The 22,276-nt window shown below is 64.9% G+C and carries 20 protein-coding genes; 10 read left to right on the top strand and 10 right to left on the bottom strand.

All coding sequences use genetic code 11. The features are described 5' to 3' along the window. Positions 1 to 83 precede the first annotated feature (83 nt). The 5 genes from HWX00_RS26385 (at position 84) to HWX00_RS26365 (ending at position 6,633) form a co-directional block, all read left to right on the top strand. A complete protein-coding gene (locus tag HWX00_RS26385) occupies positions 84 to 1,265 on the top strand; it encodes an aminotransferase-like domain-containing protein (RefSeq protein ID WP_049031287.1) in 1,182 nt (393 codons plus the stop codon). 42 nt (positions 1,266 to 1,307) lie between these two features. Beyond that, the gene (locus HWX00_RS26380; RefSeq protein WP_034190720.1) at positions 1,308 to 1,766 is read left to right on the top strand and encodes a RidA family protein; all 459 of its coding nucleotides are present in this window, start codon (positions 1,308 to 1,310) and stop codon (positions 1,764 to 1,766) included. 13 nt (positions 1,767 to 1,779) lie between these two features. Beyond that, positions 1,780 to 2,664: a PhzF family phenazine biosynthesis protein gene (locus HWX00_RS26375; protein WP_034190719.1), complete on the top strand. Its 885-nt coding sequence runs from the start codon at positions 1,780 to 1,782 to the stop codon at positions 2,662 to 2,664. A gap of 216 nt (positions 2,665 to 2,880) precedes the next feature. After that, positions 2,881 to 5,220: a bifunctional diguanylate cyclase/phosphodiesterase gene (locus tag HWX00_RS26370; RefSeq protein WP_034190718.1), complete on the top strand. Its 2,340-nt coding sequence runs from the start codon at positions 2,881 to 2,883 to the stop codon at positions 5,218 to 5,220. Positions 5,221 to 5,424: 204 nt separating this feature from the next. Continuing rightward, on the top strand, positions 5,425 to 6,633 hold the full coding sequence (locus HWX00_RS26365) for a chromate transporter (protein ID WP_034190717.1): 1,209 nt from the start codon (positions 5,425 to 5,427) through the stop codon (positions 6,631 to 6,633). 51 nt (positions 6,634 to 6,684) lie between these two features. On the opposite strand, the gene HWX00_RS26360 is transcribed toward HWX00_RS26365, so the two are convergent. Beyond that, a complete protein-coding gene (locus HWX00_RS26360) occupies positions 6,685 to 7,131 on the bottom strand; it encodes a multidrug/biocide efflux PACE transporter (protein ID WP_034190716.1) in 447 nt (148 codons plus the stop codon). Positions 7,132 to 7,243: 112 nt separating this feature from the next. On the opposite strand from HWX00_RS26360, the gene HWX00_RS26355 reads away from it, so the two are divergent. Further along, positions 7,244 to 8,128, top strand: coding sequence for a LysR family transcriptional regulator (locus HWX00_RS26355; protein ID WP_034190715.1), 885 nt, complete (start codon positions 7,244 to 7,246; stop codon positions 8,126 to 8,128). 38 nt (positions 8,129 to 8,166) lie between these two features. Here the strand turns inward: HWX00_RS26355 and HWX00_RS26350 are convergent, their stop codons facing one another. The 5 genes from HWX00_RS26350 to HWX00_RS26330 all read right to left on the bottom strand — a co-directional run bounded on the left by HWX00_RS26350 (position 8,167) and on the right by HWX00_RS26330 (position 16,080). Further along, positions 8,167 to 8,625 carry a CopD family protein gene (locus HWX00_RS26350; RefSeq protein ID WP_034190714.1) on the bottom strand — a complete coding sequence of 153 codons (459 nt, stop codon included), beginning with the start codon at positions 8,623 to 8,625 and terminating at the stop codon, positions 8,167 to 8,169. Positions 8,626 to 8,865: 240 nt separating this feature from the next. Next, positions 8,866 to 11,187, bottom strand: coding sequence for a DNA topoisomerase IV subunit A (gene parC, locus HWX00_RS26345; protein ID WP_034190713.1), 2,322 nt, complete (start codon positions 11,185 to 11,187; stop codon positions 8,866 to 8,868). A gap of 69 nt (positions 11,188 to 11,256) precedes the next feature. Next, positions 11,257 to 13,239, bottom strand: coding sequence for a DNA topoisomerase IV subunit B (locus HWX00_RS26340; RefSeq protein WP_034190712.1), 1,983 nt, complete (start codon positions 13,237 to 13,239; stop codon positions 11,257 to 11,259). Between the two features lie 220 nt (positions 13,240 to 13,459). Beyond that, the gene (locus HWX00_RS26335) at positions 13,460 to 15,409 is read right to left on the bottom strand and encodes an ATP-binding cassette domain-containing protein (protein WP_069705582.1); all 1,950 of its coding nucleotides are present in this window, start codon (positions 15,407 to 15,409) and stop codon (positions 13,460 to 13,462) included. 266 nt (positions 15,410 to 15,675) lie between these two features. After that, positions 15,676 to 16,080, bottom strand: coding sequence for a DUF4399 domain-containing protein (locus HWX00_RS26330; RefSeq protein WP_124670601.1), 405 nt, complete (start codon positions 16,078 to 16,080; stop codon positions 15,676 to 15,678). A 200-nt stretch (positions 16,081 to 16,280) separates the two neighbouring features. Between HWX00_RS26330 and HWX00_RS26325 the strand changes: the two genes are divergently transcribed. The 3 genes from HWX00_RS26325 to HWX00_RS26315 all read left to right on the top strand — a co-directional run bounded on the left by HWX00_RS26325 (position 16,281) and on the right by HWX00_RS26315 (position 19,157). Then, the gene (locus HWX00_RS26325) at positions 16,281 to 16,463 is read left to right on the top strand and encodes a rubredoxin (RefSeq protein WP_034190709.1); all 183 of its coding nucleotides are present in this window, start codon (positions 16,281 to 16,283) and stop codon (positions 16,461 to 16,463) included. A gap of 432 nt (positions 16,464 to 16,895) precedes the next feature. Further along, complete coding sequence (locus HWX00_RS26320) at positions 16,896 to 17,927, top strand: PIN domain-containing protein (RefSeq protein ID WP_175027533.1); 1,032 nt, start codon at positions 16,896 to 16,898, stop codon at positions 17,925 to 17,927. A 288-nt stretch (positions 17,928 to 18,215) separates the two neighbouring features. Beyond that, on the top strand, positions 18,216 to 19,157 hold the full coding sequence (locus HWX00_RS26315; RefSeq protein WP_175027534.1) for a DUF3800 domain-containing protein: 942 nt from the start codon (positions 18,216 to 18,218) through the stop codon (positions 19,155 to 19,157). A gap of 39 nt (positions 19,158 to 19,196) precedes the next feature. On the opposite strand, the gene HWX00_RS26310 is transcribed toward HWX00_RS26315, so the two are convergent. Both HWX00_RS26310 and HWX00_RS26305 read right to left on the bottom strand, forming a co-directional pair. Further along, the gene (locus HWX00_RS26310; protein ID WP_175027535.1) at positions 19,197 to 19,901 is read right to left on the bottom strand and encodes an SOS response-associated peptidase family protein; all 705 of its coding nucleotides are present in this window, start codon (positions 19,899 to 19,901) and stop codon (positions 19,197 to 19,199) included. A gap of 39 nt (positions 19,902 to 19,940) precedes the next feature. Further along, positions 19,941 to 20,282, bottom strand: coding sequence for a hypothetical protein (locus HWX00_RS26305; RefSeq protein WP_175027536.1), 342 nt, complete (start codon positions 20,280 to 20,282; stop codon positions 19,941 to 19,943). 130 nt (positions 20,283 to 20,412) lie between these two features. On the opposite strand from HWX00_RS26305, the gene HWX00_RS26300 reads away from it, so the two are divergent. Further along, positions 20,413 to 21,039 carry a hypothetical protein gene (locus HWX00_RS26300; protein ID WP_074800574.1) on the top strand — a complete coding sequence of 209 codons (627 nt, stop codon included), beginning with the start codon at positions 20,413 to 20,415 and terminating at the stop codon, positions 21,037 to 21,039. Positions 21,040 to 21,069: 30 nt separating this feature from the next. Here the strand turns inward: HWX00_RS26300 and HWX00_RS37005 are convergent, their stop codons facing one another. Beyond that, on the bottom strand, positions 21,070 to 21,786 hold the full coding sequence (locus HWX00_RS37005; RefSeq protein ID WP_226135226.1) for an Imm52 family immunity protein: 717 nt from the start codon (positions 21,784 to 21,786) through the stop codon (positions 21,070 to 21,072). Positions 21,787 to 21,798: 12 nt separating this feature from the next. Next, positions 21,799 to 22,275, bottom strand: a complete 477-nt coding sequence (locus HWX00_RS26290; RefSeq protein WP_319001535.1) for a restriction endonuclease fold toxin 5 domain-containing protein — start codon at positions 22,273 to 22,275, stop codon at positions 21,799 to 21,801. Position 22,276 lies beyond the last annotated feature (1 nt).

Below are 22,276 nucleotides of genomic sequence, written 5' to 3'. Positions count from 1 at the left end.
TCGCGCCTGCCCACCCGGCGGTGTCGAAACGATTCGCCCGAACGACCTTTCTTGACTGACCACGATATCCGAACGAGGAGACTATGAATCCGAGCGACCTGCATCCGCCGCACTGGCAGCTTTCCGAACGCGCCCGCAAGCTGACGAGCTCTGCGATCCGCGAGATCCTGAAGGTCACGGAACGCCCCGAGGTCATCTCGTTCGCCGGCGGCCTGCCCGCCCCCGCGACGTTCCCGGCCGAGCGCATGCGCGCCGCCGCCGACCGCGTGCTGCGCGACGCGCCGGCCGCCGCGCTCCAGTACAGCGCGACCGAAGGCTACCTGCCGCTGCGCGAATGGATCGCCGAGCGCTACAGCGTGCGCGTGTCGCAGGTGCTGATCACGACCGGCTCGCAGCAGGCGCTCGACCTGCTCGGCAAGGCGCTCGTCGATCCGGGCAGCCCGATCCTGGTCGAAACGCCGACCTACCTCGGCGCGCTGCAGTCGTTCTCGCTGTACGAGCCGCGCTACGTGCAGGTGCCGACCGACGAACAGGGCCTGCTGCCGGAAGGCCTGACACCCGAACTCACGCAAGGCGCGCGCCTGCTGTACGCGCAACCGAACTTCCAGAACCCGACCGGCCGCCGCCTGCCCGTCGAGCGCCGCCGCGCGCTCGCCGCGTTCGCGCAGTCGAGCCCGTTCCCGGTGCTGGAGGACGATCCGTACGGCGCGCTGAACTATCGCGGCGAACCGCTGCCGACGATGCTGTCGATGGCGCCCGACCACGTCGTGCACCTCGGCACGTTCTCGAAGGTGCTCGCACCGGGCCTGCGGATCGGCTACATCATCGCGCCCGAGGAACTCCACTTCAAGCTCGTGCAGGCCAAGCAGGCCACCGATCTGCACACGCCGACGCTCACGCAGCGCATCGCGCACGAAGTGATCAAGGACGGCTTCCTCGACGAGCACATCCCGACGATCCGCGAGCTGTACAGCGCGCAGTGCGACGCGATGCTCGGCGCGCTGGCGCGTCACATGCCGGAAGGCGTCACGTGGAACCGCCCGGAAGGCGGGATGTTCATCTGGGTGAACCTGCCCGCGCAGATCGACAGCATGAAGCTGCTCGCCGCGGCCGTCGACAACCACGTCGCCTTCGTGCCGGGCGCGCCGTTCTTCGCGGACGACGCGCAGCAGAACACGCTGCGCCTGTCGTTCGTGACGGTGCCGCCCGAGAAGATCGAGGAAGGCGTCGCGCGCCTCGGCAAGCTGCTGCGCGAGCGCCTCTGATCCCCTTTTTCCTGTCACGACTCTCTACGAGGAATCGATTACATGGCTAACGTCTACGACAAGCTGAAGTCGCTCGGCATCGAGCTCCCGACCGCCGGCGCACCGGCCGCCGCCTACGTGATGAGCGCGCAAAGCGGCAACACGGTGTACCTGTCGGGCCACATCGCGAAGAAGGACGGCAAGGTCTGGGCCGGCAAGCTCGGCGCCGACCTGCAGACGGAAGACGGCAAGGCGGCCGCGCGCGCGATCGCGATCGACCTGCTCGCGACGCTGCACGCGCATACCGGCGACCTGAACAAGGTCACGCGCATCGTGAAGCTGATGAGCCTCGTCAACTCGACGCTCGACTTCACGGAACAGCACGTCGTGACGAACGGCGCGTCGGAGCTGATCGCCGAGGTGTTCGGCGACGCCGGCAAGCACGCCCGCTCGGCCTTCGGCGTCGCGCAGATCCCGCTCGGCGCATGCGTCGAGATCGAGCTGATCGCCGAAGTCGCGTAACGGGCCCGGCACGATGTCCGGCCGCCTCGTCCGCTTCAAGCAGGTCGACGTGTTCTCGTCGGTGCCGTTCAAGGGCAATCCGCTGGCCGTGGTGTTCGACGCCGATTCGCTCGGCGACGACGCCATGCTCGAGATCGCCCGCTGGACGAACCTGTCGGAAACGACGTTCCTCTGCACGCCGACCGATCCGGAAGCCGACTACCGCGTCCGGATCTTCACGACGGGCGGCGAATTGCCGTTCGCCGGCCACCCGACGCTCGGCACCGCGCATGCGTTCCTGGAAAGCGGTGCGCGGCCGCGCACGCCGGGCCGGCTGATCCAGCAGTGCGGGGTCGGCCGGGTCGCGCTGCGCGAGCAGGCCGGCGGCTGGGCGTTCGCCGCGCCGCCGGCACGCGTCACGCCGCTCGACCGTTCGGACTACGCGGCGCTGGCCGCCGCGCTGCGCAGCGACGCGCTCGACCTCGATGCCGAGCCGTGCGCGGTCGACAACGGCGCGCCGTGGCTGGTCGTGCGGCTGAAGTCGGCCGACGCGTGCATCGGCCTGTCGCCCGATCCGGTCGCGCTGGAAGCGCTGACCCGCCGCTACGGCGTGGACGGCCTCGCCGCCTACGCGCCGCACGCCGAAGGCGGCCCCGCGACGTTCGAGATCCGCTGCCTGATGACGGGCGGCCAGTTCGGCACCCCCGGCGAGGATCCCGTCACCGGCAGCGCGAACGCCGCGCTGGCCGGGCTGCTGACGCGGCAGAATCGCCGCCCCGGCCCGTCGTACACGGCCCGCCAGGGCACGGCGATCGGCCGCGACGGCCGTATCGCCGTCCGCTACGACGAAGACGGCACGACATGGATCGGCGGCGACGTCGTGACGGTCGTCGACGGCACCTTCCGGTCGCCTGCCTGACATTCCGCGATGTGCGATGGCGCCGGCTCGTTCGGCGCCCTACGCTTCGCCCAACTATCGCAAAAACGTTCCAGCCAGTAATATCGGGCCTAATCCGTTGTTTCGGACGTCTGTCCATGGTTGCGCATCCCGCGAACGAACAGACGCCGGGATAACCCCAACCCAAGCCAGCCATCCGGACGGATGGCGCACGCGAGCAGGACGCCACCCGCTTCGATGAGCTCCGCCCGGTCCAACCACACGCCGCCGAACCGGCCGCTGCGCACGCCGCGCAAATCGCGCCGGCGGGCGCTATTTGCGATCCCGCTGCTCGGGATGCTGGCGCTCGCGTTGCTGTGGGCCGTGATCATCGCGCGGCTGTCGGTGGAAAAGGACAGCGCGTACAAGGAAGCGGCGGCCTCCGCCGCGATCCTCTCCTCCGCGCTCGAGCAGCATACGGTCAAGGCGATCCACCAGGTCGACCAGATCACCCGCTTCGTCAAGTTCGAATTCGAGAAGTCCCCCGCGCACTTCAACCTCGCGAGCGCCGTCGAAAAAGGCGTCGTGCCGAGCGATACGCTGATCCAGGTGTCGCTGGTCAACGCGAAGGGCATCCTGTTCGCGAACACGGCCGAACTTCATCCGCAGCCGATCAACCTGTCCGACCGCGAGCACTTCAAGGTCCACCTCGCGCACAACGACGACCGCCTGTTCATCAGCAAACCCGTGCTCGGCCGCGTGTCGAGCCACTGGACGCTGCAGATGACGCGGCGCCTGAACAACCCGGACGGCAGCTTCGCGGGCATCGTCGTCGTGTCGGAAGACCCGAGCTACTTCACCAACGACTTCTACAACAACGCGGCGATCGGCAAGGAAGGCGTGATCGCGGTGGTGTCCGACACGGGTACGGTGCTCGCGCGGCGCACGGGTTCGCTGAACAACGCGCCCGGCGCGTTTTCGGCATCGGGCGTCTACCCGATCGCCGAGCGCGTGACGGGCACGATCATCGACCCGATCGACGGCGTGACGCGCATCGTGTCGTACCGCCACCTCGACGGCTATCCGCTCGCCGTGATGGTCGGGCTGTCGCAGACGGAAGAGTTCGCGGACTACTACCACACGCGCAACGTCTACCTGTTGATGACGAGCTTCATCACGCTCGCGATGCTCGCGTTCTTCGGCGTCGCGACGGGCCTGATCGGCAAGCTGCTCGGCCGCGAGCGCGAGATGACGCAGCTTGCCGAATACGACCTGCTCACCGGCCTCGCGAACCGCTACGCGACGCTGCGCGGGCTGCGCAACGACGTGTCGATGCCGGCGAGCCTGTCGCGGCTCGGCCTGCTGTTCATCGATCTCGACAACTTCAAGACCGTCAACGACACGCTCGGCCACAACGCCGGCGACATCGTGCTGCAGATGACCGCGTCGCGCCTGGCCGATGCGGTCGGCGACGAAGGCTCGCTCGCGCGCATCGGCGGCGACGAGTTCGTCGTCGTGATGAAGGGCGACGACGTCGAGCGGCGCGCGGTGCGGCTCGCCGAAGCGATCATCCGGATGTTCGGCGAGCCGTTCGACGTGCGCGGCAGTTCGTTCGTGCTGCATGCGAGCATCGGCATCGCGCTGCACACCGTCGCGAACGAAAGCGAGATCGACCTGCTGAAGAAGGCCGACCTCGCGATGTACAGCGCGAAGGACGCCGGCAAGAACTGCTACCAGTTCTATGCGCCGCACCTGTCGCACCGCGCCGATCACCTGATGCGCTGGGAACAGCAATTGCGCGTCGCGCTCGCCGAGGGGCAGCTGTTCCTCGCGTACCAGCCGAAGATCGACCTCACGCACCGGTACATCACCGGCTTCGAGGCGCTCGCGCGCTGGGATCACCCCGAGCACGGGATCATCTCGGCGAACGAATTCATTTCGATCGCAGAATCGACGGGCCTGATCGTGCCGATCGGCGACTTCGTGATCCGCACCGCGTGCGAGCAGATCGCGCGCTGGCGCGACGAGGGCCACGACACGCTGACGCTCGCGGTCAACATCTCGCCCGTGCAGTTCTGGCGCGGCGACCTGATCGAGACGATCTCGCGCACGCTGCTGGAAACCGGCATCGACGCGAACCGGCTCGAACTCGAAATCACCGAGACCGCGATGATGGAATATCCGGAGCTCGTGTCCGAGAAGATCGTCGCGCTGAAGAAGCTCGGCATCCGCATCGCGCTCGACGATTTCGGCACCGGCTATTCGTCGCTGTCGTACCTGCACCGCTTCTCGGTCGACACGCTGAAGGTCGACCGCTCGTTCGTGCAGGCAATCCCGAACGATCGCAGTGTGTGCGTGATGGTGTCGTCGATCGTGCATCTCGCCCGCTCGCTCGGCCTGACCGTCGTCGTCGAAGGCACGGAAACCGAGGAGCAGATCACCTGGCTGTCCGCGCTCGGCGAGATCGAGGCACAGGGCTTCCTGTTCTCGCGCCCGGTGCCGGCCGACGCGATTCCCGCCCTGATCGCGCGCTTCGGCGTGCGCGGCGACCATCCGAACGTCATCGCCCATCGCGCGACCGGCAGCACGGGCGCCTGAGCGGCGAAACCGCCGCTATCACGGCGCGCGTTGCGCACCGCCGCAATTGTTGCGTTTCCCGATCCGATCGTTTAGTTCATTAACTAGCGTTTTCGCGCATGGCAGTGTCACGATGCGCGGCGGACAATCGGGAGGGCCTACGTGTCGGCGGGCCGCCGGCATGGCCATACGCGAGAGATCCGGCCCTGCGCCAACCACACAACCATGACTACCGTCGAAGTCGAAGCGACCGCTCGTGTCGAAGAGGCACAGGCATCCCTATGGACCTTGTTCAAGGTCGTCGCCGGTATTTCCGCGCTCTCGTGGGGCGGGCTTTCGATGATGGCGCAGCTCGAACGCCACTACGTTGAACGGCTGCAGCGCATCGAACCGCACGTATTCGGCGATCTCGTCGCGCTCGCCTGGCTCGTGCCGGGCCCGGTCGGCTGCAACGTGGCGGTGCAGGTCGGCCAGACGCTGCACGGCCGCGCCGGCGCCTGGGTTGCCGGTATCGCGAGCGTGCTGCCGTTCTCGATCCTGATGACGCTGTTCGCGATCTTTTATCAGACGCCGCTCGTGCGCTCGCTGGCCGCGCCGATGCTGATCAATCACTTCGGGATGGTGCTCGCCGCGCTGATCGGCGTCACGTGGGTCAAGCAGCTGCGCGCGCTCGCGCGCACGCGGCTCGAGCAGGCGATCGCCGCGCTGTCGACGATTCTGCTCGCTTTCGCGCATACTCCCGCCGCTTTCGTCGGGATTCTCTTCGCCGCGTTTGCAGCGGGCTGGCTGACGGGGCCGACCCAGCGCGACGCGGTCGAATTCACGCTGTCGAAGCGCGACCGCAACCTGCTCGTGCTGCTCGGTGTGCTCGTCGCGCTGTTCGCGGTGCCGCTGCCAGGCGATTACCAGGCGCAGCTACTGTGGCCGCGCCTCGCAGGCGCCGGCATGACGCTGTTCGGCGGCGGCTTTTCCGCGCTGCCGGTGCTCAAGACGCTGTTCGTGTCGCCGGCGACGGGCATCTCCGATCATGACTTCACGCTGGCGTTCGCGCTGTCGCCGGTGGCGCCGGGCCCGCTGCTGAACGTCGTGCCGTTTCTCGGCTACCTGACCGACGGCTGGGTCGGCGCGCTGCTCGCGACGGCCGCGCTGTTCATCCCGTCGGGATGCCTCGTCGTGTTTGCGCAGAACCACCTGTCCCGGCTCAAGCGCCACGCGCGCTTCGAGCACGGCATGCGCCTGCTGCGCGCGGCGACCACGGGCTTTCTTGTCGTCGCCGTCGCGAAGATCCTGCATCGCGAGCCGGCCGACCCGGTTTACTGGCTGACGGGCGCCTTCGCGACGCTGTGCTTCGCGCGCTTCAAGGTGCCCGTCTATGCCGTCTACGGCGCGGTCGCCGTGGCGTGCGGCGTGTGGCTGTGGGCCGCCTCGCACTGACAGGCCCCCGCAGCCCTGCTCCACCGGCCGCCACCGGCGCGCCGCCCCTCCTCAACCGGCCTGCACCGCGACCCGGCGAGCCATCCAGCGGGCCCGCAGCGCGTCATACGCGAGATTGAAGCAGAACGTGTAAGGCAGGAAGAACAGCACGATGCCGAGGTCGAGCAGCAGTGCCTCGACGAGGCTCACGTTCAGCCACCACGCGGCCACCGGCACCACCATCGCGACGAGGCCGAGCTCGAACATGACCGCGTGCGCGATCCGCATGCCGAGCGTGCGCTTCAATCCCGCGCGACGCTCGAAGCGGTCGAACAGCGTGTTGAACGCCATGTTCCACGCCATCGCGATCAGCGACACCATCACCGTCAGCACGCCGACGTGCGACACCGGCATGTCCAGCAGCCATGCACCGATCGGCGCGCACAGCGCGATCGCGACCAGCTCGAACGTCAGCGCGTGCAGCAGCCGTTCCGTCACCGTTTTGTTCACCTGTTTCATGATGCCCTCCTATTCGTTACGTCATGCATGTCGGCCATTTTGATCGGCGATACCGGTTGAATCCAGTTTGTTATCATCGGTTTTGCCGATAACAAGAAGTCTGGAGCACCGCATGCACCACGCCCCCGAAGCCCTGCTCGCATTCGCCGAGGCCGCGCTGCTCGGCTCGTTTACGGCCGCCGCACGCAAGCTCGGCAAACGCCAGTCGACCATTTCGGAAGCCATCGCGAACCTCGAAATCGATCTCGGCGTGCAGCTGTTCGACCGCTCGACGCGCGCGCCGACCCTGACCGACGCCGGCCGCGCGCTGTTGCCGCAGGTGCAGCGCGCGCTCGAGGCCAGCGCGGCGATCGACCGAACGGCCGCGCGGCTCGCGCACGGCGAGGAAGCGCGGCTGACGCTCGTCGTGTCCGACACGTACCAGTCGAAACGCTACGAGGAAACGCTGATGGCGCTCGAGCGGCGCTTTCCGGCGCTCGAGCTCGAATGCCAGATCGCCGAACACGAGGACGTGCTCGACCTGATACAGCAGGGCCGCGCGCAGCTCGGGCTGATGGCCGCGCGCGCGGCCTACCCGGCCGATATCGGCGCTGCGACGGTGGCGGAGGAATCGGAGATCGGGCTGTTCGTCGGGCGCACGCATGCGCTCGCCGAATACGGCGACGCCGAGGTGCCGCACGCGGCGCTGCGCGACGTGCGCGAGCTGCGCCTCAATACCTATGTGAAAACGGAAGGCCGCGGCACTGACGACCGGATCGTCGTCGGCACGCAGCACTGGCTGGCGCCCAGCTACCTGATGCTGCTGGAGATGGCCGTACTGGGGTTCGGCTGGGCGGAACTGCCGCGCTGGATGGTCGAGCACTTCGCGCGCGATCGCCTGTGCGAGCTGCGCTCACGCGGCTGGCCGCGCCGCGTGCGCGTGGATGCGGTCTGGTCGCGCAACCGGCCGCTCGGCCCGGCCGGCGCGTGGTTGCTCGATGCGATGCTGGCCGCGTAGCGGCGCGAGCGACCCGGCCGGCAGCCCGCGGCGAGCGATCAGAACCCGCGCGACAGCACGGCCGCGCCGATCGTGACGACGCCGAGCACGAGATTGACGACGACGAGCAGGCGCACGGCATTCACCGCGCGCGCGCCGTCCGGCCAGTTCTGCGCCTGCACCGCGCGGCGGATGCGCGGGAACAGCGCGAAGCGGATATGGCCGAAGATCAGCATCATCACGACGCCGAGCCCGGCCATCGCGTGCAGCGACCACGTCGCGTGCGCGCCGCCGAATTCCACGAGCAGGAAGCCGCCGGACAGCAGGATCACGATCACGGAACCGGCCACCCAATTGAAGAAACGGCCGAACACGCCTTCGATCAGCGGCAACCGGAGCTGCGGCGACAGGTCGGACAGCGCCGGGCGCAGGCAGAAGTGCGCGAAAACCATCCCGCCCACCCACACGGCAACGGCCAGCAGGTGAAGAAACAGCGCGACGGCAACAGCGTGGGACATGGCGACAATCCTGTGATGAGTGGGGACCAGCGAACGGCCGCGTCGCGCGCGGCATCAAGCGACGTTCGACCGGCCAATTGCGTCCCGGTTCAGACCCCCGGCGCGATTTCACATTATTTTGCAAGTTCCGCGTGACAGCGCCACACGTGGCTTACCCGAATCGCCGCATCAAAACAAAAGGCCGCCCACCCGCCGAAGCGGATGGGCGGCCTGTCGATCGCGGCCGAACCGGGCCCGGCGTCAGCCGAGCAGCGGGCGCAGTTCGTTGACGACCTTGAGCTTCGTCTCCGGCGCGCGGCCCTTGCGTGCGCGCTTGCCGATGTGCGGCGCGAGCCCGGCGTACGACAGCGTCTCGTCCTGCGCCTTGCCGCCGCGGCCGGTACCGATCAGCACGACGCCGGCCGGATCGATCGCCAGCGCCTGCACGAGCGTTTCCTTGTCGTCGAGCGCCATCAGGATCACGCCGCGCCCGCCGCCGGACAGCGTCTTCATCTCGTCCATCCCGAATACGAGCAAGCGGCCGCCGCTCGACAGGCATGCGACCTGCGTCGCGTTCGGCAGGACCGGCATCGGTGCAAGCGGCACCGCACCGGCGTCGATCGTCATGAACGCCTTGCCGGCCTTCACGCGGCTCACCATGTCGCCGACCTTCGCGAGGAAGCCGAAGCCGTTGCTCGACGCGAGCAGCAATTGCTGGTCGGCCGACGCCGCGTAGTAGTGCATCAGGTGCGAGCCCGATTCGAGCTCGATCAGCGACGTGACGGGCACGCCGTCACCGCGCCCGCCCGGCAGCACCGACACGTCGACCGAGTACACGCGGCCGCTGCTGCCCCACGCGATCAGCCGATCCGGCGTGCGGCACTGGAACGCCGCGTACAGGCTGTCGCCCGCCTTGAACGAGAACGCGGCCGGGTCGAGCCCGTGGCCCTTCAGCGCGCGCACCCAGCCCTTCTGCGACACGACGACCGTCACCGGCTCGTCGACCACCTTCGCCTCGAACGTCGCGCGCTTTTCCTGCTGGATCAGCGTGCGGCGATCGTCGCCGTACTGTTTCGCGTCGGCCTCGATCTCCTTGATCATCAGCCGCTTCATCGCGCTTTCGTTCGCGAGCAGTTCCTCGAGCTTCGCCTTCTCGTCGCGCAGCGCGTCGAGTTCCTTCTCGATCTTGATCTTCTCGAGCCGCGCGAGCTGACGCAGCCGGATTTCGAGGATGTCTTCCGCCTGCCGCTCGCTGAGGCCGAACGCGCTCATCAGCGCGGCCTTCGGCTCGTCCGACTCGCGGATGATGCGGATCACCTCGTCGATGTTCAGGAAGACGATCATCCGCCCTTCGAGGATGTGGATGCGGTCGTCGACCTTCGCGAGACGATGGCGGCAACGGCGCGTCATCGTCAGCTGGCGGAACTTCACCCACTCGTCGAGGATCGTCAGCAGGCCCTTCTGGCCCGGCCGGCCGTCGGCGCCGATCATCACGAGGTTCAGCGTCGCGTTCGACTCGAGGCTCGTGTACGCGAGCAGCGTGTTCACGAATTCCGTCTGGTCGATCGTGCGCGACTTCGGCTCGAACACGAGCCGCACCGCCGCTTCCTTGCCCGACTCGTCGCGCACCGCGTCGAGCAGGTCGAGCATCGCCTTCTTCGTGTTGAGCTGCTCGGGCGTCAGCGTCTTCTTGCCGAGCTTGAGCTTCGGGTTGGTCAGTTCCTCGATTTCCTCGAGCACCTTCTGGCCCGACGTGCTCGGCGGCAGCTCGGTCACGACGAGCTGCCACTGGCCGCGCGCGAGATCCTCGATCTTCCACTTCGCGCGCACCTTCAGGCTGCCGCGGCCGGTTTCATAGGCCGCCGCGATTTCGGCGTCGCTCGAGATGATCTGGCCGCCGCCCGGGAAATCCGGGCCCGGAATCAGGTTCATCAGCTCCGCGTGCGTGAGCTTCGGATTGCGGATCAATGCGACCGCAGCGGCCGCGACTTCGCGCAGGTTGTGCGACGGGATTTCGGTCGCGAGGCCGACCGCGATGCCCGACGCGCCGTTCAGCAGCACGAACGGCATGCGGCTCGGCAGCGTCTTCGGTTCCTCGAACGAGCCGTCGTAGTTCGGCATGAAGTCGACCGTGCCCTGGTCGATCTCGTCGAGCAGCAGCTTCGCGATCGGCGTGAGGCGCGCTTCCGTGTAACGCATCGCCGCCGCGCCGTCGCCGTCGCGCGAGCCGAAGTTGCCTTGCCCGTCGATCAGCGGGTAGCGCAGCGAGAAATCCTGCGCGAGACGCACGAGCGCGTCGTACGCCGACTGGTCGCCGTGCGGGTGGTATTTACCGAGCACGTCGCCGACCACGCGCGCCGACTTCACCGGCTTCGCATCGGGCCCAAGACCCATTTCGTTCATCGCGAACAGGATCCGGCGCTGCACCGGCTTCTGGCCGTCGCACACGTCGGGCAGCGCGCGGCTCTTCACGACGCTGACCGCGTAGCTGAGATACGCCTGCTCCGCGTAGTTGCCGAGCGTCAGCGCTTCGGCGTCCGGTGCATCGGACCCGGCGAAGAGATCGGAAGTATTGTCGTCCATCAGAATTCCGTATTCGTAAGTGGCGTGAGGCCGGGCCGGGCGTCATGCCCGGCCGCGCGGATGCGTGGCTTAGATGTCCGCTTCGACGTCGTTGCCCTTTTCCTCGAGCCAGCCGCGCCGCGCGGCTGCCTCGCCCTTGCCCATCAGCATCGTCATGCGCGCGACGGTTGCCTCGTAGTCGAGCTCGCCGAGCTTCACGGGCATCAGGCGGCGCGTATCGGGGTTCATCGTCGTGTCCCACAGCTGCTCGGCGCTCATTTCGCCGAGACCCTTGAAGCGGCTGATGCTCCACTGCGTCTCGCGCACGCCGTCCTTGCGCAGCTTGTCGAGCGTCGCCTCGAGTTCGCCGTCGTCGAGCGCGTAGAGCTTCTGCGCGGGCTTCTTGCCGCGCGCGGGCGCATCGACGCGGAACAGCGGCGGACGGGCGACATACACGTGGCCGCGCTCGATCAGCTGCGGGAAATGCTTGAAGAACAGCGTGAGCAGCAGCACCTGGATGTGCGAGCCGTCGACGTCCGCGTCCGACAGGATGCAGATCTTGCCGTAACGCAGGTTCGACAGGTCGACGGTGTCGTCGGGGCTGTGCGGATCGACGCCGATCGCCACCGAGATGTCGTGCACCTCGTTGTTCGCGAACAGGCGGTCGCGCTCGGTTTCCCATGTGTTCAGCACCTTGCCGCGCAACGGCAGGATCGCCTGGTATTCCTTGTCGCGGCCCATCTTCGCGGAGCCGCCCGCCGAGTCGCCCTCGACGAGGAACAGTTCGTTGCGCGCGATGTCCTCGGTTTCGCAGTCGGTCAGCTTGCCGGGCAGCACCGCGACGCCCGAGCTCTTGCGCTTCTCGACCTTCTGGCCCGCCCGCGTGCGCGCCTGCGCCTGCTTGATCACGAGCTCGGCGAGCTTCTTGCCGTGCTCGACGTGCTGGTTCAGCCACAGTTCAAGCGCCGGGCGCGAGAACGACGACACGAGCTTCACCGCGTCGCGGCTGTTCAGGCGCTCCTTGATCTGCCCCTGGAACTGCGGATCGAGCACCTTCGCGGACAGCACGAACGACACGCGCGCGAACACGTCTTCCGCGAGCAGCTTCACGCCCTTCGGCTGCAGGTTGTGCAGCTCGACGAAGCTCTTCACGGCCTGGTACAGGCCATCGCGCAGGCCGGATTCGTGCGTGCCGCCGGCCGGCGTCGGGATCAGGTTCACGTACGACTCGCGCACGAGCGACCCTTCCTCGCTCCAGGCGACGACCCACGATGCGCCCTCGCCTTCGGCGAACGAATCGTCGCCCGAACGCGAATCGGCGAACCGCTCGCCTTCGAACAGCGGGATCAGCAGCTCGCTGCCGTTCATTTCGTCGAGCAGGTAACCGCGCAGGCCGTCTTCATACTTCCACGCCTGGCGCTCGCCGGTCTTCTCGTTGACGAGCACGACCTCGACGCCCGGCAGCAGCACGGCCTTCGAGCGCAGCAGGCGCTGCAGCTCGCCGAGCGGCAGGTTCGGCGAATCGAAGTACTTCGGATTCGGCCACACCTGCACGCGCGTGCCGGACTTCTTCTCGCCGCGGCCCGCGGCCTGCGTCGCGAGCGGCTTGACGACGTCGCCTTCGGCAAAGCCGAGCTCGGCGATCTTGCCGTCGCGCCACACCGTCACGTCGAGGCGCGTCGCGAGCGCGTTCGTCACCGACACGCCGACGCCGTGCAGGCCGCCCGAGAACGTATAGGCGCCGCCGGCGGCCTTGTCGAACTTGCCGCCTGCGTGCAGACGCGTGAACACGATCTCGACGACCGGGACGCCCTCTTCGGGGTGCATGCCGAACGGGATGCCGCGGCCGTCGTCCTCGACCGAGACCGACTGGTCGGCGTGCAGCGTGACCGTGATCTGCTTGCCGTAGCCGCCGAGCGCCTCGTCGGACGCGTTGTCGATGACTTCCTGGATGATGTGCAGCGGATTCTCGGTACGGGTGTACATGCCGGGCCGCTGCTTGACCGGCTCGAGACCCTTGAGCACCTTGATCGATGCTTCGCTATAGGCCGCGCTGGGTTTCTTCGTTGACATAGGCGCTGAATTTCGTCATTCATCGGGACGTTGTCCACACCTCGTGTGGATAACATCGTGGACAAAACGTTGAGTTCCGTAAAAAAGCGAATCGAAACAACGGTGTGCTTGGACTGCTCCGAAAGCGGGCGCGCGGCGTGCGCTGCGCGGCCCTGAACGCGCGGTATTTTACTGGTTCCGCGTGGCGCGCCAATCGCGGGATCGGCGCGCGCCGCACGCGTCACGCCGGCTTGCGCTTCGCCTCGAGCGTTTCCCACCGTTCGAGCGCGGTGAGCAGTTCGTCGTCGATCGCCGCGAAGCGCTCGGTCAGGCGCGTGCCTTCCTGCGGATCCTTCGCGAAAATCGAACCGTCCTCGAGCCGCGCATTGATCGTCTTCTGCTCCGCTTCGAGCGCGGCGATCTTCTCCGGCAGCGAATCGAGCTCGCGCTGCTCGTTAAACGACAGCTTCACCGTGCGCTGCGCGTTGCGGCCCGGGGCGCTCTTCGCCGCGTCTTCCTTCACCGGCACCGCTTCCTTGACCGCGCGCTTCGCGGCTTCCTGTTGCGCGAGTTGCTCCGAACGCTCGCTCTGGATCTGCCAGTCGCTGAAGCCGCCGACGTATTCGCGCCACTTGCCGTCGCCCTCGGCCGCGATCACCGACGTCACGACGTTGTCGAGGAACGCGCGATCGTGGCTGACGAGCAGCACCGTGCCGTCGTAGTCGGCCAGCAGCTCCTCGAGCAGCTCGAGCGTCGGGATGTCGAGGTCGTTGGTCGGTTCGTCGAGCACCAGCACGTTGGCCGGGCGTGCGAACAGGCGCGCGAGCAGCAGCCGGTTGCGCTCGCCGCCCGACAGCGACTTCACCGGCGAACGCGCGCGCTCCGGCGCGAACAGGAAATCGCCGAGATAGCTCATCACGTGCTTGCGCACGCCGCCGATCTCGACCCACTCGCTGCCGGGGCTGATCGTATCGGCGAGGCTCTTGTCCTGGTCGAGCTGCGCGCGCATCTGGTCGAAATACGCGACCTGCAGGTTCGTGCCGGTGCGCACGGTGCCCTCGTCGGGCTTCAGCTCGCCGAGGATCAGCTTGAGCAGCGTGGTCTTGCCCGCGCCGTTCGGGCCGACGAAGCCGATCTTGTCGCCGCGCATGACCGTCGCCGAGAAGCGGTCGACGACCGTGCGGCCGCCGTAGCGCTTCGTCACGTCGGTCAGCTCCGCGACGATCTTGCCGGACTTCTCGCCCTGCGCGACGTCGAGCCGCACGTTGCCCTGCGCATTGCGGCGCTCCGCGCGCTCGTTGCGCATCTGCACGAGCCGCGCGATGCGGCCGACGCTGCGCGTGCGGCGCGCCTCGACGCCCTTGCGGATCCACACTTCTTCCTGCGCGAGCAGCTTGTCGAACTTCTCGTTTTCCACGCGTTCGACTTCGAGCTGCTGCGCCTTGCGCGTCTGGTACGCGGAGAAATTGCCCGGGTACGACAGCAGCCGGCCGCGATCGAGCTCGACGATGCGCGTCGCGACGCGATCGAGGAACGCGCGATCGTGGGTGATGAACAGCAGGCCCGCGCGCTGCGAGACGAGCAGTTCTTCCAGCCAGCGGATGCCGTCGAAGTCGAGGTGGTTGGTCGGCTCGTCGAGCAGCAGCACGTCGGGCTGCAGCACCAGCGCGCGCGCCAGCGCGACGCGCTTCTGCATCCCGCCCGACAGCGCGTCGACGCTCGCGTCGCCGTCCTGCAGGCCGATCTGCGCGAGCGTCATCGCCACGCGCGTGCGCCAGTTCCATGCGTCGTGCGCGTCGAGCGACGACTGCAGCGCGTTCATCCGCGCGAGCAGCGCGTCGTGCTCGGCGCCTTCCGGCGTATCGGCGAGACGATGCGCGATCGAATCGTATTCTTCGAGCAGTTCGCGCGTGTGCGCGAGCCCCGACGCGACCGCGTCGAACACCGTCGCGCCCGGTTCGAACTCGGGCTCCTGCGGCACGTAGACGGTCACGAGCTCCTGCTGGCGCGTGATCAGGCCGTCATCGGGCTTCGCGAGGCCGGCGACGATCTTCAGCAGCGACGACTTACCCGCGCCGTTGCGGCCGATCAGGCCGACGCGTTCGCCGGCTTCCAGCGAGAAATCCGCGTGATCGAGCAACGCGACGTGACCGAACGCGAGCTGCGCGCCGGTAATGGAATAGAGCGACATGGGGAGACGGCGAAGAGAGGAATCGGAAGCGCCCATTGTACCGGGCGCGGAGGCCGGCACCGGCATGGCTGGATGGACGAGCATTGCAACCGGTACGCGAAACGCGCCGGCGCGGTGCGACGCGTGGCTGGCGGCCGGTATCCGGGCCGAAAACCGCCGTGCGGGTTGCGTGCCCGCACGAACGGGCGAAGGCCGGCCCGATGCCCGTGGCCGGCCGATCGGCGATCCCGCGCGCGGCACACCGGGCGCCCGCGCGAGACGTGCGATTACTTCACGTTGACGGTGATCGTCGAGCTGATTTCGGGGCCGTACGAACGGTGGGCGCCGTCGCCGAGCTGCAGCGTCAGCGTGTGCTTGCCGGGTGCCAGCTTCACGTCGGTTTCGGTCTGGCCCTTGCCGAAATGCAGCGAATGGTCGCTCGCCGGGATCACGTCGCCCTTCGGCACCGGCTTGCCGTCGATCAGCAGGTGATGGTGGCCGGTATCCGGCGTCATGTCGCCGGCGGGCTTGAGCTCCATGCCGTCGAGACCGAACTTCACGTGCACGGGGCTCGACACCGTCGCGCCGTCCTGCGGCTCGACGAAGAACACGCGCGCTTCGGCACGCGCGAGCGTCGACACGGCCAGCGCCGCGACACACACCACACCCGCGATCCACTTTCTGTTGAGCATCGTTTTCCTCCTTCAGATTGACAGGCCCACGAAGCATACACTGCATGCCCGCGCCACGCGATGATGCCCGTTGTTCGCGATGCGTACGTTTAAAACGACGTTGCCTAGGTGTTCGGCGAAATTCCGGTACTATTGCGCCTTTCGTCCGCTGGACAGGGTGCGGACGGCATTACCGAGTTTCCATTTTTCCCGAGCACCACATGAGCGAAGTAACCGAATACCAGAGCTGGGTCTGCCTGATTTGCGGGTGGGTCTACAACGAAGCCGAAGGGCTGCCCGACGAGGGCATCGCGGCCGGCACCCGTTTCGCCGACATTCCCGCCGACTGGCGCTGCCCGTTGTGCGACGTGGGCAAGGAAGATTTCGTGGTCGTCGATTTCTGATGGTTCGTTCCGATCGCGGGTGATTCCGCGATACGCGCGTCGGCACGCATTCCGCGCCGCCGACGCGCCGCGCGTTTGCTATACTCTGCGCGCTGTCCACACCGCCGTCCGGTTCGCGTTTTTCGCGTGATCGACTGGATATGGCTCTCCCCGTAGTTCAGGGGATGGAATGATAAGCGCAAGGCTTGTCCAGCAAGGCTCCCACCCCTTGCTGTAGCAAATTTGTAGCACATAAAAAAGCCCGCTCGTAGCGGGCTTTCGTGTTTGTGAGCATCGGTCCCGCGACCTTGATGCAAACTTACTCCACTTGTTCTTTTAATCGCCCCCTGCCTCCAAGTAGCAGGCGTGCCCACGCCCAATGATCGTTCAACGACGCGTGTCCTTCATGCACCCTGCCGTAGAATTCTCGAATTCCCACAAACGAGGCGCGACATGGCTACGCGGCTTTTGGTCGACACCTGCGTCTGGCTCGACCTTGCAAAGGACCATCGAGAGCAGCCTGTCGTCAGCGCACTTGAAGAGTTGGTGGAAAGCGGCGAGGTAGAGCTGATCGTACCGCAGCAGGTGCTCGACGAATTTGACCGCAACAAGGCGCGCATCGTCGACGAAGCGCGGCGCGGACTGCAATCGCATTTCCGCTTGGTCAGGCAGGCAATCAACCAGTTCGGTGCCGACGCTCAAAAAGCTGATCTGCTGGCCGGCCTGAACGAGGTCGACCATAAAATCGGTGTGAATGGTGACGCAGTCGGCGGATCGATCGAACGTATCGACAAGCTCTTGCGTCGCATCCCCGCTCGCCCGACTAGCAACGACGTTAAGCAACGCGTCACCGAGCGAGCGCTCGCGAAGAAGGCGCCTTATCACCGCGCAAAAAATAGCGTGGGCGACGCCATTCTCGTGGAAATGTACCTCGACGTCGCGTCAACAGCGGCCGCAGACTCACCTTGCGCCTTCATCACTCATAACACGAAAGACTTCAGCAACGTGGACGGCGACTTCCGTAAGCCGCACGCCGACCTAACGTACCTGTTCGAAACATCAAAGTCTTCCTACTGGATCTCGATGGTCGAGTTCCTGAAGGATCACAGCCCGGAGCTGCTTGGCGACCATGACTTTGAATTCAACTACTCGCAAGAAGCTCGACGCCTATCGGAGATCCTCGAAGCTGAGCACCTATTGTTCCGGCAGGTTTGGTACAACAGGCACTGCTCCCTTCGCCATGAAATCGAAGCCGGACACCATCGCCTAGTCTCAGAGAAGGAGTACAACCGGAACCCGTTTCGAGCAGACCAGACACTGGATACTATTTGGGAAGGTGCACTCGCCGCTGCGAAAAGAACGGAAGACGAGGTAGGCATTGACAACCTTGGTCCCTGGAACGACTTCGATTGGGGCATGATCAACGGGAAGCTGTCCGCACTCCGATGGATTCTGGGGGACGAATGGGACATGCTGGATACGTAGCATCGTCGTTCAATGCGGATGCAGGCCGCCCCACAGCGACCGCCCAATCTGTAGAGCTGCAAGCCGGGGAGCCAGCCCTAACACGATCGGCACCGTGAGCACACAGGCGACGAGATTTGATGTGCCCCCAATATTGTTATTATCTTTTTGATAGAACAAATAAATCACACTGTGGATCCATCGTGGCAGAATTCACCTCGACAACTTTTTGTGTCGTTCGAGGCGAGAGCCTGCGGCGGCAAATCCTAGGGCCACCTTCGGGTGGCCCTAGTTGCTTATACGGGGCATATGTACATCTGTTACATCGACGAGTCGGGCTGCCTCGGCGCTATCCAGAGCGCAACGGACGCACAACCGACCCCTATCTTTGCAATCGCCGGGCTGTTTGTCCACAAGGACCAAGTTGACGACTTGACGAGGGAACTCCTCGCCCTGAAGAAGAAGTATTTCCCCAACAATCTGCCCGCTAATGCGCGTGCATTCGATTGGATGGCTGCAGAGATCAAGGGATCAACGATCCGCAACATGATGCGGGATTCGGGACGCAACAACCGGCGACATGCTATGGGCTATGCAATCAATAGCCTGAAAGCTCTCGGCAAAGTTAATGCGAAGTTTGTCGCTCGCGTGTACGTTAAACCGATCGGCCAACCGCTTGACGGCAAGGCCGTATACACCGCGAGTGTTCAATCGATCGCAAGTCACTTTCACCACTTCCTCGAAACAGAGCGGGAATCCGGCCTCATCGTCGCCGACAGCAGGGGGCATCGTCCAAACGTCAACGTCGCGCACTCCATCTTCACGCAGCGTCGTCGACTGAAGGGGGATCCATACCCGCGTCTTGTCGAATTGCCTCTGTTCGGGCACAGCGACAATCATGCAGGTCTACAAATGGCCGATCTCTTAACGTCGGCTGTACTGTTTCCAATTGCTGCGGAAGTGTGCTGTGCGAAGCACTACTCAATCAAGACACATACATCTGAGCATTGGCTTGACGCGCGTACTCAGCTTGGCGGGTTACTCAAAGACATCGAATATCGTTACCGGAAGGACGACAAGACCCACGGCGGCATCGTGCTCTCAGACCCAGTGAACAAATACGGCGCGAGCGTTCTGCTCAGCGGCGATGAGAAGCCAGCGACAGAAACTGCTCAGGTCATGGAAACAACGCAGTGCAATTCGACGACATTCGCACTTGCGTTTGCAACGGCCACGGAGAAGAAGCGCTAAGCGGCGTCGTCACTTCTGCTGAAGATCCTCGACTCAAAGTCACTTTGGCATCGAAACCATCTCTTGAGCCGGATAGAGCTGTAGCATCGCACGTGCAGCTTCGACGTTCGGCGTCGTCAGCCACTCTTCCCAGTCGTCCTGTCGCAGGATCACGACCGACCTCTTTTCGTCAGCCGGCTTGTGCATACGCGACATCAGCGGATGGCCGTCGGCGTTAACGGTAAGCATCGCCATCGCATTAACGTCCGTGCCGTCCCGGCGACGCAGCGTTTGCCAAATGCCGGCGACGCACATCGTCGGGCGATCGATTACGCCAATGCGCTGCCACACGCATGGCCCGAGCACCCATTTGCCATCGTTGCCTTGATAGGCGTCTGGATACGATGGCTCGACGACGTACTTGGCCGGTATGAGGCAGCGGCCCCCGGCTCGCCATGTTGGAGCGAATAGCCGCGACTTCCCCACGTTGTCATCACGCACGTTCATCAGCGTACGCATGATGTCCGGCTTCTTGCCGGCCGCCTTTGCCGCTTCGATCCGCTCCTTCTGGATCGCACGCGGCACGAAGCCGAAGCCCGCAATCAACGGCTTGAACTGCCCGTGGACATATCCGACGATCGGGGCGTCGTAGTCTTGGTAGATCTCAGGCTTCCATGGCGTCCACCGGTACAGGTCACGGAAGCTGTCAATCTTCAGCTCGCTCAGGCCCGGATCTTCGCCCGGCGCGACGTAATTGGTGCACACAGTTCACGTCCTCTGGTTGTCCGAGACGCCAGTGTTCGGCTAGTCATAACCCAGCGGTGGAGGCGATTGAATCTGCTCCAGCGGTATAACGGGGCCGCTGAGCCAATCGTCCAGCGCGGTGCAAATGATGTCGTAATAGACCTCATCGAACCCGGAGCCTTCGGGCTGGCCCGGCGCGTCGGGGAACAATTCTCGGCCGAGCGTCACCTGATGCTCGCAGAAGCCATATTTCCCCACGACGATATTCCCTCCGAGATCGTTGCAGCACCGCGCTTCGTACCCTATGACCGTGACTTCCATGAGGCTTAGGATATGGTATTTGGCATCTGCAATACACATGTCGACGAATGCCGATTGCACGGCTGTCATGGGTCGCAACATATCACCCTCCGTCCGGTGGCCTCCCTCTTCAGATCTTACTGCGCCGCTCCTCGATCCCTATTTTTGGGACTTGACGGCACCATCTTGGCACAAGATAAACTGTATATCCATACAGTATTATCCCCGCATCATGATATTGCCCCCATTTAGTCCGCCGCGCTTCGACGAGCTGTCGAAATGGTGGAACACGTGCACCTACGCCGAGGTTCATCGCCTTATTCTGGAGGTGCTGCACCTGCGGATTACGCTGAGGGAAATGGATTCGCTCACGGACGATGCCAAACGCATGATCGCGTACCTGGAGCAAGCGGACACGTTGAAATACGCGGCCCCGCTGCGACGCTTGTCGAACAAGATCGACAAAGAGATTACGCGGGCTGGCCGAATAGGCAACCCACGTGCGCCGGTCGCGCCGTTCTCTGACGAGTGGCGGGCACGCGAAGAGATGAAGCGCAGACTGTACGACACGCCCGGCGAGCCGGACCCCGGTTCCGATAAGGCCACCAAGTTGCCGGAGTTTCAGCGGCTGACATGGGCCGAGCTACGCGACGCGTGGAGCGCGACCCCGTTCAAGAAAAACAAGCTGCCGACGCTCGAACAGCGTTTCGTGCTGGAAGTTGTGCATGTCCGCCGAACACTGCGGCTCATGGAAAAAATGGTCTGCGCGGCCGAGCTGGAGTTGAAGAAGAACGGCTATCCGGATTCGTTCGCGCTCGACCAGCTTCGCCGAATGATCGACAGCGCTCGCTTCGACTGAAGCCGGCATTACGACCGGCATCGGCAGCGTTCAAATCTCGGCAAGAAGCGGGAGGAGATCCATCGAAATCAGTCGCGCCTCGATATTGTGTGCCACGGCCAGGTGCTCCTCATTGTCGGCCGAGAACACCTCATCCTTGATGCTGACAAGGATCGTCCCGAGCCGCCTCTTCCCATCTGCGGACAACACGGGAATGATCTCCTGCGCTTCAGGGATCTGTTGCACGGTCAGCTCCACCGGCAGATAGATCATCCATCCGACACCGGGACGATCCTGAAACGCCTGCTTCTCCGAATAACCGTCCGGCGCGGCCGAGATCACGGCCGGCAAAAACTCCTGTGCGGTCTTGACCACAATACTCGCCACAGTATCTTTGTGCTCGATGAACGCCCCGCGAGCGCCGAGCGAGACCGTGTCAGGGAAGTGCCCACCGCACGCGAAGACCTCGACCGATGCGCCAATGGAATCGTCCGTGCTACCGTCCCATATCCCGAGCGACGACGTTTCCTCGCCTCGGTATTCATTCTCCAGCGCCGTTACCGCCGCGCTACTAGGCTGGCCATCGGCCGCATACACCTCGCCAGCCTGCGCCTCTTCGAGCGTATCGCCCTGCATACGCCACTTCGGACGCGCCAGATCCGGAGCCGCGGCCGCCATTACATCAACAATTGCGCCGACCTTCGCAAGTGTTTGCGCGAATGCGAACACCTCGATCCCGCCGGCCTTGATGAAGGAATCAATTTTCATGATGGTAGGAAGTTACGGAAAATACTCCGACTCAATCGACATGGTCTTGAACCATACCGCCATTCGCTTATAGGTCAGCGGTCCTTGGAAATAGTACCGTAGCCGCGTTGGTGGGTTCGCCTTGACCCTCAACGCACGCTTGATCGCCTGATCGCGCATGTGGCGAAAGCCCTTGAAGAACTGTTCGGACTTCGGAATAGATCCATCAAGAAACTGGTCGTAGTTCCCCTTCGCTTCCTGCAGCAAACACTCTTGTGGCTTGAATCCGTCAAAATCGATCCCAAGCCACTCCCACTCGTCGCTCCACAGGCAGCTCTCCGCATCGAACGCGAAGCCGGTTACTCGCGCCTGATATCGATACGCAGGCCAGTTGGCGCCGTGTCGGCTACGCACAAGTTTGCCGGTCTGTTCGGGCGGGCATTTCTTGCAGGGCGCAGTGGAGTCGGACATTGTCCGCGATTCCGTTTTTGCCTTCGTCTGCTCGTCCATC

The sequence above is a fragment of the Burkholderia seminalis DSM 23518 genome (genome assembly GCF_902832885.1).
Taxonomy (GTDB): Bacteria; Pseudomonadota; Gammaproteobacteria; order Burkholderiales; family Burkholderiaceae; genus Burkholderia; species Burkholderia seminalis.
Note: the sequence above shows the minus strand (reverse complement) of the source record. Positions and strands in the feature narration are given on the sequence as shown.

What these genes read in the sequence shown, in the direction of transcription:
- HWX00_RS26320 (WP_175027533.1), top strand. Translation starts at nt 16,896, where the DNA reads ATGGCTACGCGGCTTTTGGTCGACACCTGCGTCTGGCTCGACCTTGCA.
- HWX00_RS26325 (WP_034190709.1), top strand. Translation starts at nt 16,281, where the DNA reads ATGAGCGAAGTAACCGAATACCAGAGCTGGGTCTGCCTGATTTGCGGG.
- HWX00_RS26290 (WP_319001535.1), bottom strand. Translation starts at nt 22,275, where the DNA reads ATGGACGAGCAGACGAAGGCAAAAACGGAATCGCGGACAATGTCCGAC.
- HWX00_RS26385 (WP_049031287.1), top strand. Translation starts at nt 84, where the DNA reads ATGAATCCGAGCGACCTGCATCCGCCGCACTGGCAGCTTTCCGAACGC.
- HWX00_RS26305 (WP_175027536.1), bottom strand. Translation starts at nt 20,282, where the DNA reads ATGTTGCGACCCATGACAGCCGTGCAATCGGCATTCGTCGACATGTGT.
- HWX00_RS26330 (WP_124670601.1), bottom strand. Translation starts at nt 16,080, where the DNA reads ATGCTCAACAGAAAGTGGATCGCGGGTGTGGTGTGTGTCGCGGCGCTG.
- HWX00_RS37005 (WP_226135226.1), bottom strand. Translation starts at nt 21,786, where the DNA reads ATGAAAATTGATTCCTTCATCAAGGCCGGCGGGATCGAGGTGTTCGCA.
- HWX00_RS26375 (WP_034190719.1), top strand. Translation starts at nt 1,780, where the DNA reads ATGTCCGGCCGCCTCGTCCGCTTCAAGCAGGTCGACGTGTTCTCGTCG.
- HWX00_RS26365 (WP_034190717.1), top strand. Translation starts at nt 5,425, where the DNA reads ATGACTACCGTCGAAGTCGAAGCGACCGCTCGTGTCGAAGAGGCACAG.
- parC (WP_034190713.1), bottom strand. Translation starts at nt 11,187, where the DNA reads ATGGACGACAATACTTCCGATCTCTTCGCCGGGTCCGATGCACCGGAC.
- HWX00_RS26315 (WP_175027534.1), top strand. Translation starts at nt 18,216, where the DNA reads ATGTACATCTGTTACATCGACGAGTCGGGCTGCCTCGGCGCTATCCAG.
- HWX00_RS26380 (WP_034190720.1), top strand. Translation starts at nt 1,308, where the DNA reads ATGGCTAACGTCTACGACAAGCTGAAGTCGCTCGGCATCGAGCTCCCG.
- HWX00_RS26370 (WP_034190718.1), top strand. Translation starts at nt 2,881, where the DNA reads ATGAGCTCCGCCCGGTCCAACCACACGCCGCCGAACCGGCCGCTGCGC.
- HWX00_RS26335 (WP_069705582.1), bottom strand. Translation starts at nt 15,409, where the DNA reads ATGTCGCTCTATTCCATTACCGGCGCGCAGCTCGCGTTCGGTCACGTC.
- HWX00_RS26340 (WP_034190712.1), bottom strand. Translation starts at nt 13,239, where the DNA reads ATGTCAACGAAGAAACCCAGCGCGGCCTATAGCGAAGCATCGATCAAG.
- HWX00_RS26350 (WP_034190714.1), bottom strand. Translation starts at nt 8,625, where the DNA reads ATGTCCCACGCTGTTGCCGTCGCGCTGTTTCTTCACCTGCTGGCCGTT.
- HWX00_RS26360 (WP_034190716.1), bottom strand. Translation starts at nt 7,131, where the DNA reads ATGAAACAGGTGAACAAAACGGTGACGGAACGGCTGCTGCACGCGCTG.
- HWX00_RS26300 (WP_074800574.1), top strand. Translation starts at nt 20,413, where the DNA reads ATGATATTGCCCCCATTTAGTCCGCCGCGCTTCGACGAGCTGTCGAAA.
- HWX00_RS26355 (WP_034190715.1), top strand. Translation starts at nt 7,244, where the DNA reads ATGCACCACGCCCCCGAAGCCCTGCTCGCATTCGCCGAGGCCGCGCTG.